A 13245-nucleotide genomic window follows, 5' to 3' on the forward strand; every position below is an offset into this window, starting at 1 on the left:
TTGTCACCTCGTACGACACGCGCGGCAAATCCGCTTGTCGGGTGTCCGACTGGAGTGAAATGACCAGGTATGAGGGATAACGTGGACAGCCTCGCACACGATGAGCCCACCCAGCGGGTCGAGCCCGGCACGGCCTCCGGCCGCGACGAACCCCACCCCTCCCGGCCGGTACGGTCCGGCACGCTCATCGCGCCGCCCCCGCCGGGCCTGGTGGCCCTGCCGACCGACCTGGACGCCCCGTGGCGCCGCCCCGATGAGGCGCCCCATTCGCGCCGGGCCGCCGCGTCCGACCCGGCACCGCAGGCGTCCGACCCGGCACCGCAGGCGTCCGACCCGGCACCACAGGCGCGCGACGCGGAGCAGCCGGACGGTGCGGCAGCACCGCAGCACGTGGACAGCGCACCTGCGGATCCGGATCAGGGCCCGGTCGCTGAAGCGAAACCCGCGCCACCTGCGACGCCCGCGCAAGCCGTCGAGCCCACCCAGGCCGTCGAGCCCACCCCCGCCACGGAATCCGCGCACGCCGCGGAGCCCGCGGAGCGTGTGCACCCCGCCTGGCTCGGCGAGCCGACCGGCCGCTTCGACCTGGACCTGCCCGAACACGGCCGCACGAACCCGTCCTGGCTCGGCGAGCCGACCCGCCGCCCCGACCCCGACGAGCCGTTCGACCAGTACGCCCTGGATGACGACCCGCCCCGGGCCACGTTCGGCCGGGCCTTCGACACCGTGGCTCAAGGCCGGCCGGGGCGGGCGGCGCGGGACGCCGTGACGATCGACCTGGCCGAGGACGACTGGCACGCCGACCTGCCGGACGCCGTCGACGGGTCCGAGCCCGGTTCTCCGCCCACCATCCCCGCGCCACCCGGGGCGCAGCGGCCGGTGTCGGCCGGAGCCGCTCAGCCGCATGCCACCGGGTACGCCGCGCCCACCGAGGCGTTCACCATGCCGGTGCAGGAGGTCCCCCGGGAGAGCTGGATCGACCCGCGGCTGCGCGGCGGCCGTCGCGCCCGGCAGGAGGACGCCCCGAAACGCAAGCGGGCGCGGCCGCCGCGCGCGCCCCGGCGTACCGTCGTCGCGATGCCGCTGCTGATCCTGTTCGCGCTGGTCGCGGCGTTCTTCAGCTGGGTCAGCGCGGAGCCGCTGTGGCTCGCGATGGGTCACGGCAAGACCGGCACCCTGACCGTCACCGGCTGCGCGGGCAGCGGACTGCTGCAGCGCTGCGTGGGCGAGTTCGCCACCCCGGCGCGCGACTTCACCGCCGTCTCGGTCGACGTGTTCGGCCCGCCCGGGCAGGCCGAGGGCCTGAGCGCCCCGGCGCGCATCGTCGGGGCGAACAGCCACCGGGCGTACGTCACCAACGGCACCGGCGGCCTGCACCTGCGCTGGATCGTCGGACTGTCGATCGTGCTGCTCTGCTCGGTCGCCATCGTCTTCGCCACCGGCGCCCTGCGCCTGCCGGAGCCCCGCGAACGGCTCGCCGCCGTCGGCCTCGCCTTCGCCGGCCCCCTCCTCGTCACCATCGGCTTCCTCGCCGCCACCTTCTGACCCGCCGCCGGCTGACCCCGCCACCTCCGGGTGCGCGGGGTCAGCGGCGGGTGGAGAGGTGGTAGACGTCGCGTTTGGGGAGGCGGTGGGCGGCGGCCACGGCGGCGGCGGCGTCACGGCGGGACATGCCCTCGGCCACGTGCGCGGCGACCTCGGCGATGAGCTGCTCGTCGGTCGGGCGGGTCGTGTCGGGCACCGCGCCCGCGACGACCAGGGTGATCTCGCCCCGGAACTCCGCCAGCTCCGCCAGCTCGGCCAGCGGCGCGCGGCGTACCTCCTCGTAGGTCTTGGTCAGCTCGCGGCACAGGGCCGCGGCCCGGTCGCCGCCGAACGCCGCCACCAGGTCGGCGAGGGTGTCCTGGACGCGGTGGGTGGACTCGAAGAAGACCAGGGTGCGCTCCTCGGCCGCGAGCGCCGCCAGCCGGGCGCGCCGCTCGCCGCCCTTGCGCGGCAGGAAGCCCTCGAAGCAGAACCGGTCGCAGGGCAGCCCGGACAGCGCCAGCGCGGTGGTGACCGCGCTGGGGCCGGGGGCGCAGGTGACGGGGAGCCCGGCCGCGAGCGCCGCCGCGACGAGCCGGTAGCCGGGGTCGCTGACGCTGGGCATGCCGCCGTCGGTCACCAGCGCCACCCGCTGCCCGTCGCGCATCGCCTCGACCAGTTCGGGGGTACGCCGCTCCTCGTTGCCCTCGAAGTACGAGACGATCTTTCCTGGTATGACGACGTCGAGGTCGCGGGCCAGCCGGAGCAGCCGCCGGGTGTCCTCGGCCGCGACCAGGTCCACCTCGGTGAGCACCTGGCGCAGCCGCGCCGAGGCGTCCGCGGGGTTGCCCAGCGGCGCGCCGCACAGCACCAGCCCGGTGAGTTCCGCCATCTGTCCCTGCCTTCGATGCGTTCTTTTGCCGATCACCGCGAACTGAGGCGACGGATTCCGAGTTTTTCAGCCTACGATCCTTGGCGTGACCCAGACGGCGACGGCGCCCCCGCAGGCGCCCATCACTTCCGAGCCGCACGTGCTCAATGTCGTTCGGCGTCGGCTGCTGCCCTTGGAGCAGCGGCTGAACCCGTACGCGTGGCTGGCCGCGCTGGCGGTCACGTTCCTCGCGGGCGTGCTGCGCCTCTACAACCTGGCGAAGCCGCCCGGCAAGATCTTCGACGAGACCTACTACGCCACCGACGCCCACTGGCTGTGGGAGAAGGGGTTCGAGTGGGACGAGAAGAACGGCACCGCCGGCTACGTCGTGCACCCGCCGCTCGGCAAGTGGATCATCGGGCTGGGTGAGCAGGTCCTCGGCTACAACGAGGCGGGCTGGCGGCTGTCGGCGGCGGTGTTCGGCACCATCTCGGTGCTGATGTTCACCCGCATCGCCATGCGCATGTTCGGCTCGGTGGTGCTGGGCTGCGCGGCGGGCCTGCTGATGGCGTTCGACGGCATGCACTTCGTGCTGTCACGCACCGCGCTGCTGGACCTGTTCCTGATGTTCTTCCTGCTGGCCGCGTTCGGCGCGCTGGTCCTCGACCGTGATCAGCGCCGCCTGCGCTGGCTGCGCTTCATCGAGGGGGGCGGAAATCCGCACGGGCGGGGCCGGGACAACCGGCCGCCGTGCGCGGTGCCGTGGTGGCGGCTGGCGGCGGCGGCCCTGCTGGGCTGCGCCCTGGCCGTGAAGTGGTCGGCACTGGCGTTCCTGCCGGTGGTCGTGCTGCTGGTTATCTGGTGGGAGGTGGGCGCCCGGCGCAGTGCCGGGGTGCGCCACCCGATCATCGACACCATCCTCGACGAGGGCCTGTGGATCCTCGCCTGCATCCCGATCGTGCTGGGTGTGTATCTGGCGAGCTGGAGCGGCTGGATCTTCACCGACGGCGGTTACTACCGGACCTGGTCGCCGAACTGGTTCAGCAGCCTGCTGCACTACCACCAGGAGGCGCTGAACTTCCACGAAGGCCTCAGCTCGGAGCACACGTACCAGTCCGAGGGGGCGTGGGCGCCCATCCAGTGGCTGCTGCTGGGCCGCCCGGTGGCCTTCTACTGGTCCGGGGACCCGGGCTGCGGGGTGGACCAGTGCGCGGCCGAGGTGCTGCTGCTGGGCACGCCACTGCTGTGGTGGAGTTTCCTGCCCGCGCTGGGCGCGACGCTGTGGTTCGGCATCGCCCGCCGCGACTGGCGGGCCGGGGCGATCCTGGCGATGACGGCCGCCGCGCTGATCCCGTGGTTCTTCTTCCCGCACCGCACGATGTTCTACTTCTACGCGATGCCGGCCGAGCCGTTCCTGATCCTGGCCGTGGTGTTCGTCTTCGGGGCGATCCTCACCTCCCCGCCGGGCCTGCCACAGGACGAGAACAGGCAGCTCATCGGCTCGATCGCGCTCGGCGCGTACGTGCTGCTCGTCGTGATCATGTTCGCGTTCTTCTACCCGATCTACACGGGCCAGTCCATCCCGTACGTGGACTGGCAGCACCGCATGTTCCTGGGCAACCGCTGGATCTGACGGCGGGACGCCTCCCGAAGGCCCGTGGCGAGCCGCCGCGGGCCTTCGGCGTTCCCGGTTCCACCCACACCCGGAAATGGCGAAAGCCCAGCTCTATGAGCTGGGCTTTCTCGGGTGGAGACGAGGGGATTCGAACCCCTGACCCCCTCGATGCGAACGAGGTGCGCTACCGGGCTGCGCCACGTCCCCGAGTTGGTCCGTTTCACGGACCGGCCAAGGTTAGCAGGTCCGCCGGACGATCGCGAATCCATACCCCGTGCGTCGCGCGTCACGTCCCGCCTGCCGCGTCCCCGCTCCGTCCGGCGCGCGGCGTCGCCGCCGCAGATCGCCGTTTCAGGGCAGAACCTCGGGTCGCACCGCACAATCTGACCGCAAACAGCGGTCTTGCCACCCGCAGCGGCACGGCCTCAGGCGGCCGGGCCCGCGTGGTACGGCTTGCCGCGTACGCCGCCCTGGCGGCCGCGGTAGGAGATGGTGGCCACGCGGGGTGGCGGGGGCGCCTCGGCGGCCAGGGACTCCGCCTGGGCCTGCAACGCCGCCAGCTGCTCCTGGGCCCGCAGCAGCTCCTCCTGGAGCAGCCTCGCGGCCTCGCGGCGGGCTTCGGCACGCCGCCGCTGGGCGAGGCGGACCTGCGCCTGCTGCTCGGCGAGCCACTGCGCCTGCCGCTCCTCGGCCCGGCGGCGACGTGCCGTACGCAGAGCCTGTCCGCGCAGGTGGGCGACGTACAGCAGCAGCATCGAGCCGGTCACCGACACGCTGATCAGGAAGCCGGGGCTGACCAGCGCGACGCCGGCCAGCTGCACCAGGTTCAGCAGCACCAGCCCGGCGAGCAGCCGCCGGCGGCGGTACACGGCGGGGCGGTGCCGGCGGCGGGGCTTGGCCTTGGCCCGCTCGCCCTGGCCGACGAGTCGCAGCGGGGTGCGGGAGGGGCCCTTGCCGGACGTTGGCGGGGCGGATACGGGGGCGGTGCACAGTGCCCGGGACGGCCGGATCGGGCGGCGGCCGGGCACCGTGCGGCGGCGGCGCCGGCGCGACAGCACCCGCGCGGTAGAGATCGCCCGCTCCGCCACCAGCCGCTCGGTGGCGTCGTACCGGCGCACCAGCGCCGGGGCGAGAGCGAGCAGGCCCGCAGCGGCGAGGACGGCGAGGAGCACCGAGGTCGGCACCCTCACCCCTCCCGTCACACCCGTAGTGCGGTGACCGGCCTATCGATCGGCCACCGTAAGACTTCCAGTGAGGGGAGCCTACGTTCGTGATCACGTGATCGCACAACGCCACACCGTAGGAAGGTGAAGTCGGGTTCAGCCGCGCCGGCGCCGCCAGCGGGCCATCAGGCCGCCGTCGGTGGCGACGTCCTCCCAGGTCAGCGCGTATCCGATGTGATCGCGCCAAGCGCCGTCGATGAACATGTAGTGCGGGTGGTAGCCCTCCTCCCGGAAGCCGAGCTTCTCCACCACGCGGCGGCTGGGCTTGTTCTCCGGCCGGATGTTGACCTCGACCCGGTGCAGCCGGCCCGACCCGAACGCGTGGTCGACGACGAGCGCGAGCGCCGTGGGCATGATGCCGCGCCCGGCCACCCGCGAGTCGATCCAGTAGCCGCAGTACGCCGACGAGAACGCCCGGCGCACGATGCTGCCCAGGTTGATGTGCCCGACGAGGCGTTCGCGGCCCTGCTCGCGTACGCAGATCGCGAAGGGCATCGACTCGCCCTGGCGGGCGCCCTTGCGCATGGCCCGCCGGATCATGTGGAAGGCGGCGGTCGAGTTCAGCTCGGCCCACGGCGCGGGCGGGATGGCCTCCCACTGCCGCAGCCAGGCCTCGTTGTAGGTGCGCACCTCCACCCACTGCCCGGCGTCGCCGCGCCGGTACGGCCGCAGCACGACGTTGCCGTCGGTGAGCACCGCCGGATACCCCACCGCGCTGCTCATGCCATCGCCTGCGCGGCGGCGGGACACGACAGCGGGAGGCGCAGGACCTGCCCCCTCATCGCCGGCGGTCCAGCAGCAGCACGTCCACGGTGGAACCCGCGGCCGCGCTGGTCACCCGCTCACCCAGCACCAGAAGTCCGTTCGCCTCCGCCATACCGGCCAGGGTACGGGCACCGCCCGGCAGGGGCTGCACCGTGTAGCCGCCCCCGCGGCGCTCGGCGACCAGCGCGGGCCGGAACTCGCGCAGCCCGCCCGGCGAGGCGACGGTCTCCAGCAGGTGGCCGCGCACCGAGGGCCGGAACACCGGCTCGGCCCCGGCCAGCACCTGGATCACGGGCCGGGCCAGCACCTCGAAGCCGATCAGCGCGGCCCCGGGCTCGCCGGGCAGGCACACGATCGGCACCTCCTCGGCGCTGCCGACGGTGCCGAAGCCGAGCGTGCCGCACGGGTACAGCGACACGTCGGTGAAGGTCACCATGCCCGCGCGGCTGCCGTCGCGGCGCGACAGGATGCGCCGCACCATGTCGCCCGGCCCGGTGCCGGACCCGCCGGTGGTGATGATCAGATCGGCGCGCAGCGTCTGGTCCTCCAGCAGCGCGCGCAGCGCCTCCGGGTCGTCGTCGCAGATCCCCACGCGGTACGCGTGCGCGCCCGCCTCCGCGGTGGCCGCGGTCAACGCGTGCGAGTTGACGTCGACGACCTGCCCGGCCTGGGAGACCCGACCCGCCTCGACGAGTTCGTCGCCCGTGGACACGATCACGACACGCGGGCTGGGCCGCACCACGACGTGCCCGATCCCGCTGGCGGCCAGCGCCCCGACCAGCGCGGGAGTGACCGTGGTCCCGGCGCGGGCCAGCACCATGCCCTCGGCGACGATCTCGCCGGTGCGGCGTACGCCCAGACCGCGCTTGACCGGGTGGTAGACCTCGACCGAGGCCATGCCCTGGTCGGTCCAGCGGATCGGCACCACCACGTCGGCGGCCTGCGGCAGGGCCGCCCCGGCGGCGACGGAGAAGCAGGTGCCTGGCGTGAGCCGGGCCGGCCGCCAGCTGGACGCGGCGAGGTCGCCCACCACGTTCAGCCGGGCGGGCCGGCCCGCGGCCGCCGCGGCGACGTCCTCGGACCGGGCCGCGTAACCGTCGATCGCGGCCTGGTCGAAGGCCGGGTACGGGTGGCTCGCCACCACGTTGTCGGCCAGCACGTTGCCGTGCGCCTGGGTCAGGTCCAGATCCAACGCCGGCAGCGCCCGCAGCCTGCGCAGCACGCTGCCCAGGTAGTCGGCGAGTGGCGTCAGCTCGGCCGCGGCTGCCGCGTCGAGATGGACGGGGTCCGGAGTGGACCTGACCGTGGCGGTCATGTCAGGAGGCCTTCCCCGCATTGCGGTCGAGGCCCGCGACGAAGGACTTCAGCCACGCCGTGAAGGCGGGGCCGAGGTCGTCGCGTTCGCTGGCCAGTTGCACGACGGCCTGGAGGTAGCCGAGCGGCATGCCGGTGTCGTAGCGGTGCCCGCGGTACACGATGCCGTGCACCGGCGTGCCCTCCGCGAGCAGCAGCGCCATCGCGTCGGTGAGCTGGATCTCGCCGCCGCTGCCCGGCTTGGTGCGCCGGATCGCGTCGAAGATCGTGCCGGGCAGCACGTACCGGCCGACGACGGCCAGGTTGCTCGGGGCCTCCTCGACGGCCGGCTTCTCCACCAGCCCGGTGACCCGCACGACGTTGTCCACATCGGCGTACTCGGGACCGGCGTCGGACACCGAGGCGATGCCGTACCGGTTGACCTGGTCCTGCGGAATCTCGATGAACGCCAGCACGATGCCGCCGGTGCGCGACTGCAGCTCGATCATCTGCGGCAGCAGCGGGTGCGACTCCTCGGTGAACTCGTCACCCAGCAGCACCGCGAACGGGGCGTCGCCCACGTGGGACTCGGCGTAGGAGACCGCGTGGCCCAGGCCCAGCGGCTCGCCCTGGCGGCAGGTGTAGATCTCGGCCAGCTCCGAGGTCCCGCGGACGGCGGCCAGCCGCTCCAGGTCGCCCTTGGCCTCCAGCCGCGCCTCCAGGTAGGGCTGGCGGTCGAAGTGGTCGACCATGCTGGTCTTGCCGCGACCCGTGATCAGCAGGACGTCGTTGATGCCCGACCGCGACGCCTCTTCCACGATGTACTGCAGAACCGGCCGGTCGACGACCGGCAGCAACTCCTTGGGCACCGCCTTGGTGGCCGGTAGGAACCGGGTCGCCAGTCCGGCGGCCGGGATGACCGCCTTGGTGGCCCGCTGACCGTGCGCTTGTGCGTGGGGGGTGTGCTCCGACATGTCGCGAGACTAACGGCCCCGAGCCTGTCGAGGGGCTTGTGGGCTGCTCGACGCGCCGCCGGATGGGCACAGGATGCCGCCGGGCAGCGCGACCTGGAAGGTGTCACGCCCGGCCGCCTTGGCGGCGTACAGGGCCTCGTCGGCCGCCTGGAGCACCCCGGCGCCCTGCGACCCGTGGTCGGGCAGCACGGCCAGTCCGATGGAGACCGTGACATTGACGTAGAGGTCCGCGCCGCCGTCCCGGGCCGGCACGATGATCGGCTCACGGCGCACCGCGTCGCACAGCCGCTCGGCGACGGCGACCCCGCCCACCTCGTCGGTCTCCGGCAGCAGCACCACGAACTCCTCGCCGCCGTGCCGGAAGGCCACGTCGACCTCGCGGATCTCGTACCGGATGCGCTGGGCGAACTCGGCCAGCACGGCGTCCCCGGCCGCGTGGCCGTAGGTGTCGTTGATCTCCTTGAACCGGTCCAGGTCCAGGGCGAGCACACACAGCCGCCGGCCGAAGCGCACCGCCCGCTCGGACTCCCGGCGCAGCGACTCGCGCAGCGAGCGGTAGTTGAACAGCCCGGTCAGCGGGTCGGTCACCGACAGCCGCTGCGCCTCCTCGTGCACCCGTACGTTGTCCACCGCGACCGCGGCCTGCCCGGCGAAGGTGCGCAGGGTGACCAGATCGGAGTCGTCGAACTCGTCGCGGCCGAGCCGGTCGTAGAGGGCCAGCACGCCGCGCGCCGCGGGCAGCGCCCCCGGCTGCGGGAACGAGCTCGCCTCGCCCAGCCCCGGCGCGGAGAACGGCACCACCATGTACGTCCGGCAGTCCGGCTCGCCCGGGTCCAGGCGCGGACCGTCGCGCTCGACGCGGCCCAGCCGGGGCACCCCGGTGGCGGCGACGGAACCGGTCAGGCCCAGCCCGTACGGCACGCGCAGGGTGCCCCGCTCCCCGGTGGTCCACTGCTCGGGCAGGCCCTCGGTGCACTGGCCGACCAGCGCGCCGGTGGCCGGGTCGGCCAGCAGCACCATGCCGGCCGACGCGCCGGTGGCGTGCCGGGCGGTCTGCAGGATGACCCGCAGGATGCGGTCCAGGTCGTGCGTGCTGGACAGGGTGTCGCCGAGCACGCCCAGGTGCCCGCGCAGCTGGTCCCGGCTGGCCGTCAGCGCCGCCACGTAGGTGTGCAGCTCGCGGGTCATGTGGTTGAACGCGGTGGCCATCCGTCCGATCTCGTCGTTGCCGCGGACCGGCACCCGGGCGTCCAGATCGCCCCCGGCCACCCGGTCCGCGGCCGCGGCCAGTTCGACCACGGGTTCGGTCGCGGTCTTCGCCAGCCACCAGGCGACCGTCACGGCCACCCCGGCGGTGATCAGGACGACGAGGGTGAGCAGCAGGTAGAGACCGGTGGGCGGGCGGGCGGTCAGCGACACGGCCAGCGGCTGCGGCTCCCCGGCCACCGGCCCGATCCGGGCCACCAGGTGGCCGTTGTCGGCCGAGCCGGTCGCGCCGTCGCCCAGCTTGCCCGCGTACCCGCTGATGGTGGCCGCGTCCGCGCCGAGCATCGTGGTGTGCACCGGCCCGCCCGGGGCGGTCTCCTCGGGCGCGGGGGCCAGGTCGACCTCACGGCCGAAGTCACCGCCGACCGGCTCGTCCCCGGCGACGCCGGTCCCCTGGGCCGCGTCCACGCCCGCCGCACCGTTCGTCGCGGTGTCGCCCGGGGCGGCGAGGGAGTCGGCGCCGCCCGGCCCGTCGGCAGTCGGGTCGACGGGCAGCGCGCCGCCGGTGAGGTCGCCGGGCTGCCCCGCCGCCACACCTGCCGCCGCGCTGTCGGCCCCGGCGCCTGCGACGGCCTGCCCGTTCGCTCCGGTGCCGGCGGGCGCGCCGTTCGTTCCGGTGCCGCCCGGGCCGATCGCGCCGATGCCGCCCGGAACAGCCCCGGGCATGCCACCGATGCCGCCCGCGTCGTTCTCGGTGTCATCCGCGTCGTCGATGGTGTCGGCCGTGCCGTCCGGTTCGCCGAGGGTGCCGTCGGGGTCCGCAGCCAGGTCGGGGTCAGCGGCGGACGCGCCCGCCGGGACGCCGGCCCCGGGCAGCAGGGTCAGCTGCGCGCCGCTGGCCTGGGCCAGACGGCGGATCAGGTCGCCGTCGACGGTGAGGGCGGCCGAGACGATGCCGGTCGGCTCGCCGTTCGCGCCGGCCAGCGGCACCCGGGCCGACAGCGCCTCGAACCCGGCCACCGCGTCCGGGCGCACCTGCGGGTCGGGCCCGGCACAGTCGGCCCACGGCGGGGCCGGGGCCTGGGCGGTGGTGACGCCGTCGACGCCGGTGTCGATGTGCACACCGCCGGCGAGCCCCGCGGCGACCATACGTTCGGCGGTGGCCAGGCGCTGGTCGGCCGGTGCGGCGGCGACGCCCTCGGCGACGGCGCGCAGTTGGCCGCAGAGCGAGCCGACCGAGGTGCGCACCGAGCCGGCGGCGACGGCCAGCCGTTCGGTGGCGCGCTCGTGGGACAGCTTGCTGACCATCGTGCCGACGAAGAACGCGCCGAGCAGGACGGGACTGAGGACCACCGCCAGGAAGGCGGTGGTGAGCCGGGCGCGCAGTGTCACACTTTCCCCCTCGGCGGCGGTGAAGTCACCGGGGTCAACGGCGAACGTCGAACTAGGATGCGTCGCTTGTACAACCTGAGGACGTTATGAGTGAATATTCCGTTTTGTCAGTAACCGCTGTGGCGAACCGCGTGCACCGTCACGTCCAGGCTGATTCCCCGCGGTGACGACGCCCGCGCCCACCAAGCGTGAGCTGCGCGCCGCGGTGCTGGCGGCCCGCCGCGCACTGACCCCGGCCGCGCTCGACGAGGCGGACACGGCGCTGGCCGCGCGGCTGCCGGAGCTGGTCGCGCCCGGTGCGGCGCTGACCGTCTGCGCGTACGTGCCGATGGTCGGCGAACCCGGCGGCCCCGGGCTGCCCGATCGGCTGGCCGCCACGCCCGGCGTGGCCCGGGTGCTGCTGCCGGTGCTGCGGCCCGACCGCGATCTCGACTGGGCCGCGTACGCCGGGCCGGAGTCGCTGGCACCCGCCCCGTTCGGGCTACACGAGCCCACCGGTCCCCGCCTCGGCGTGACGGGGATCACCACGGCCGATCTGGTGCTGGTCCCGGCGGTCGCGGTCGACGGGCGCGGCACGCGGCTCGGCCGCGGCGGGGGCAGCTACGACCGCGCCCTGGCCCGGGTACGCGGCGGCGCACCGGTGATCGCGCTGCTGTACGACGGTGAGCTGCTCGACGGGATCCCCGCCGAGGCGCACGACCAGCGCGTGCACGGCGCGCTCATGCCGAGCGGCCTGCGGCGCATTCCGGGCTGACGCTGAGCGAGCTTCGCGAGCGAACCGGAAGGCTCGGCCTTGCCGCCGACGAGCGCAGCGAGGAGAAGGCACACAGTGTGATCGGCGACAGCTACTTGGCACGTCGCGGGGCGGTCAGGCACTATTAGCACTCGGTATACCCGAGTGCCAGCAATGATCATGGAGGGGAACGTGCCCACCTACCAGTACGCCTGCACCGCTTGCGGTCACCAGCTGGAGGCCGTGCAGTCGTTCGCGGACGAGCCGCTGACCGAGTGCCCGACGTGCGAGGGCACCCTGCGCAAGCTGTTCTCGTCGGTCGGCGTGGTCTTCAAGGGATCCGGCTTCTACCGCACCGACTCGCGCGGCAGCGGCTCCGGCACGGCCCCCGCGGCGTCAAGCAGCTCGTCGTCCGGCAGCTCGACCAGCGGCAGCAGCTCCTCGTCGAGCAGCAGCACGCCGTCGTCGAGCACCTCGTCCTCGACCGCGAGCAGCAGCGCTTCCTGAGCTACGTCCGCAATGTCCGGTTCCGCGCTATAGTACGGCGGTGCGTCAGCCCCGCCATCGCTGTGGCCGGCGGTCAGTCCCAGTGCGGCGGGCGCTCGTCGCGCAGCCGGTCGTCGTTGCTCCACGACCGCTCGCCCCAGCCCCGGTCCGTGTCGTCACGGGTCTGCTCCGGCAGCACCGGACTCTCGTCGTCGAACTCCACCACGCGGTCGTCGTCGCGACCGGCGGGGACAGCGTCACTGCTCACCACCGCAGCATAGGACCAGCCAGGATCGGCTGGTCCCGCCGCCTGCCAGTCGGTCGGCCCTTGTGAACCGGCCCGCCGACGATCAGTGGCGCCGGCCGGCCCCGGCCGCGGACGGGGCCGACGCCGAGCAGGCCGCCGCGGCGTACCCCGGTCCGCCGCCCGCGGTGCCGCCGCCGCCGGGGTGGCACCCGGAGGTCGCCCCGCGTGTCGTGCCCCCGCGGCGGCTGCCCGAAGTGGACCACGACGCCATCGACGCCGCCGAGGAGCGCGCGGACCGGTTCACCAACGCGCTCGGCATAGCCGCGGGCGTCGTGCTGATCCTGATCGCGTGCCTGCAGTGGCGGACCTGACCCGTCAGATGTTGCTCCAGACCGCCTGGGCTCCGGTGTCGCCGGTCTTGAAGACGTAGTAGGCGGTGGCTCCGGCGGCCAGCAGGTTCAGCGCGATCAGCGCCCAGCCCGTGGCACGGGAACCGCTGGTCGCCGGCTTCTTCGCGGCCGAGTGCGTGAACAACACCAGCGCGATCGCCAGCACACCGAGCAGGGTGCCCGCCCAGGCCGCCGCGTCGCCGAAGTCCTTGTGCAGGTCCACCTGGGCGAGGATCTGCGGCGGGTAGCCCTTCTCGACAAGCGTCGTGAACAGCGCCTCGCCGCTCTGGCGCGCGAACCACAGCGCGATCGGCGCGCCGACGCCGAGCAGCAGCACCGCCCAGCCGATGTAGCGGCGCACGGATGGCACGAACGAATAGACCACCACGCCGGCGATCAGCAGCGGGGCGAACACGACTGCGGCGTGCACGAGCAGGGGGTGAGCCGGCAGGCCGAGAAGGTCCTCGAACACTGTGCCTCCACGTGGATTCCGGGGGTGCGTACCCAAGGTCAAGGTGAGCCTAGAC

The 13245-nt window shown here is 73.7% G+C and carries 13 protein-coding genes and 1 tRNA gene; 5 read left to right on the forward strand and 9 right to left on the reverse strand.

Features of this window, described 5'->3' with window-relative positions; all coding sequences use genetic code 11:
- Nucleotides 1-81 precede the first annotated feature (81 nt).
- Complete coding sequence (locus ACFQO7_RS31610) at nt 82-1545, forward strand: hypothetical protein (protein WP_376809817.1); 1464 nt, start codon at nt 82-84, stop codon at nt 1543-1545.
- 40 nt (nt 1546-1585) lie between these two features.
- On the opposite strand, the gene rsmI is transcribed toward ACFQO7_RS31610, so the two are convergent.
- Nucleotides 1586-2416 (reverse strand): 16S rRNA (cytidine(1402)-2'-O)-methyltransferase, encoded by an 831-nt coding sequence (gene rsmI / locus ACFQO7_RS31615; RefSeq protein ID WP_376809818.1) that lies wholly within the window; start codon nt 2414-2416, stop codon nt 1586-1588.
- An 85-nt stretch (nt 2417-2501) separates the two neighbouring features.
- Between rsmI and ACFQO7_RS31620 the strand changes: the two genes are divergently transcribed.
- Nucleotides 2502-4028 (forward strand): dolichyl-phosphate-mannose--protein mannosyltransferase, encoded by a 1527-nt coding sequence (locus ACFQO7_RS31620; protein ID WP_376809819.1) that lies wholly within the window; start codon nt 2502-2504, stop codon nt 4026-4028.
- 115 nt (nt 4029-4143) lie between these two features.
- Here the strand turns inward: ACFQO7_RS31620 and ACFQO7_RS31625 are convergent.
- From ACFQO7_RS31625 to ACFQO7_RS31650, 6 genes are all read right to left on the reverse strand, one after another.
- A tRNA-Ala gene (locus tag ACFQO7_RS31625) sits at nt 4144-4217 on the reverse strand.
- A gap of 218 nt (nt 4218-4435) precedes the next feature.
- A complete protein-coding gene (gene sepX, locus ACFQO7_RS31630; protein WP_376809853.1) occupies nt 4436-5200 on the reverse strand; it encodes a divisome protein SepX/GlpR in 765 nt (254 codons plus the stop codon).
- Between the two features lie 129 nt (nt 5201-5329).
- Complete coding sequence (locus ACFQO7_RS31635) at nt 5330-5956, reverse strand: GNAT family N-acetyltransferase (protein ID WP_376809820.1); 627 nt, start codon at nt 5954-5956, stop codon at nt 5330-5332.
- Nucleotides 5957-6011: 55 nt separating this feature from the next.
- Complete coding sequence (locus tag ACFQO7_RS31640) at nt 6012-7313, reverse strand: molybdopterin molybdotransferase MoeA (RefSeq protein WP_376809821.1); 1302 nt, start codon at nt 7311-7313, stop codon at nt 6012-6014.
- A gap of 1 nt (nt 7314) precedes the next feature.
- The gene (locus ACFQO7_RS31645; protein ID WP_376809822.1) at nt 7315-8265 is read right to left on the reverse strand and encodes a UTP--glucose-1-phosphate uridylyltransferase; all 951 of its coding nucleotides are present in this window, start codon (nt 8263-8265) and stop codon (nt 7315-7317) included.
- Nucleotides 8266-8274: 9 nt separating this feature from the next.
- On the reverse strand, nt 8275-10863 hold the full coding sequence (locus ACFQO7_RS31650) for a GGDEF domain-containing protein (RefSeq protein WP_376809823.1): 2589 nt from the start codon (nt 10861-10863) through the stop codon (nt 8275-8277).
- 163 nt (nt 10864-11026) lie between these two features.
- Between ACFQO7_RS31650 and ACFQO7_RS31655 the strand changes: the two genes are divergently transcribed.
- Nucleotides 11027-11617 (forward strand): 5-formyltetrahydrofolate cyclo-ligase, encoded by a 591-nt coding sequence (locus ACFQO7_RS31655; RefSeq protein ID WP_376809824.1) that lies wholly within the window; start codon nt 11027-11029, stop codon nt 11615-11617.
- Nucleotides 11618-11788: 171 nt separating this feature from the next.
- Nucleotides 11789-12103 carry an FmdB family zinc ribbon protein gene (locus ACFQO7_RS31660; RefSeq protein WP_376809825.1) on the forward strand — a complete coding sequence of 105 codons (315 nt, stop codon included), beginning with the start codon at nt 11789-11791 and terminating at the stop codon, nt 12101-12103.
- 73 nt (nt 12104-12176) lie between these two features.
- On the opposite strand, the gene ACFQO7_RS31665 is transcribed toward ACFQO7_RS31660, so the two are convergent.
- Nucleotides 12177-12350, reverse strand: a complete 174-nt coding sequence (locus tag ACFQO7_RS31665; RefSeq protein WP_376809826.1) for a hypothetical protein — start codon at nt 12348-12350, stop codon at nt 12177-12179.
- Nucleotides 12351-12412: 62 nt separating this feature from the next.
- Between ACFQO7_RS31665 and ACFQO7_RS31670 the strand changes: the two genes are divergently transcribed.
- Nucleotides 12413-12700 (forward strand): translation initiation factor 2, encoded by a 288-nt coding sequence (locus ACFQO7_RS31670; RefSeq protein ID WP_376809827.1) that lies wholly within the window; start codon nt 12413-12415, stop codon nt 12698-12700.
- Between the two features lie 4 nt (nt 12701-12704).
- On the opposite strand, the gene ACFQO7_RS31675 is transcribed toward ACFQO7_RS31670, so the two are convergent.
- Nucleotides 12705-13190 carry a DUF2231 domain-containing protein gene (locus ACFQO7_RS31675; RefSeq protein WP_376809828.1) on the reverse strand — a complete coding sequence of 162 codons (486 nt, stop codon included), beginning with the start codon at nt 13188-13190 and terminating at the stop codon, nt 12705-12707.
- Nucleotides 13191-13245 lie beyond the last annotated feature (55 nt).

Origin of the sequence: Catellatospora aurea (assembly GCF_042663325.1) — a bacterium.
GTDB classification, from domain to species: domain Bacteria; phylum Actinomycetota; class Actinomycetes; order Mycobacteriales; family Micromonosporaceae; genus Catellatospora; species Catellatospora aurea.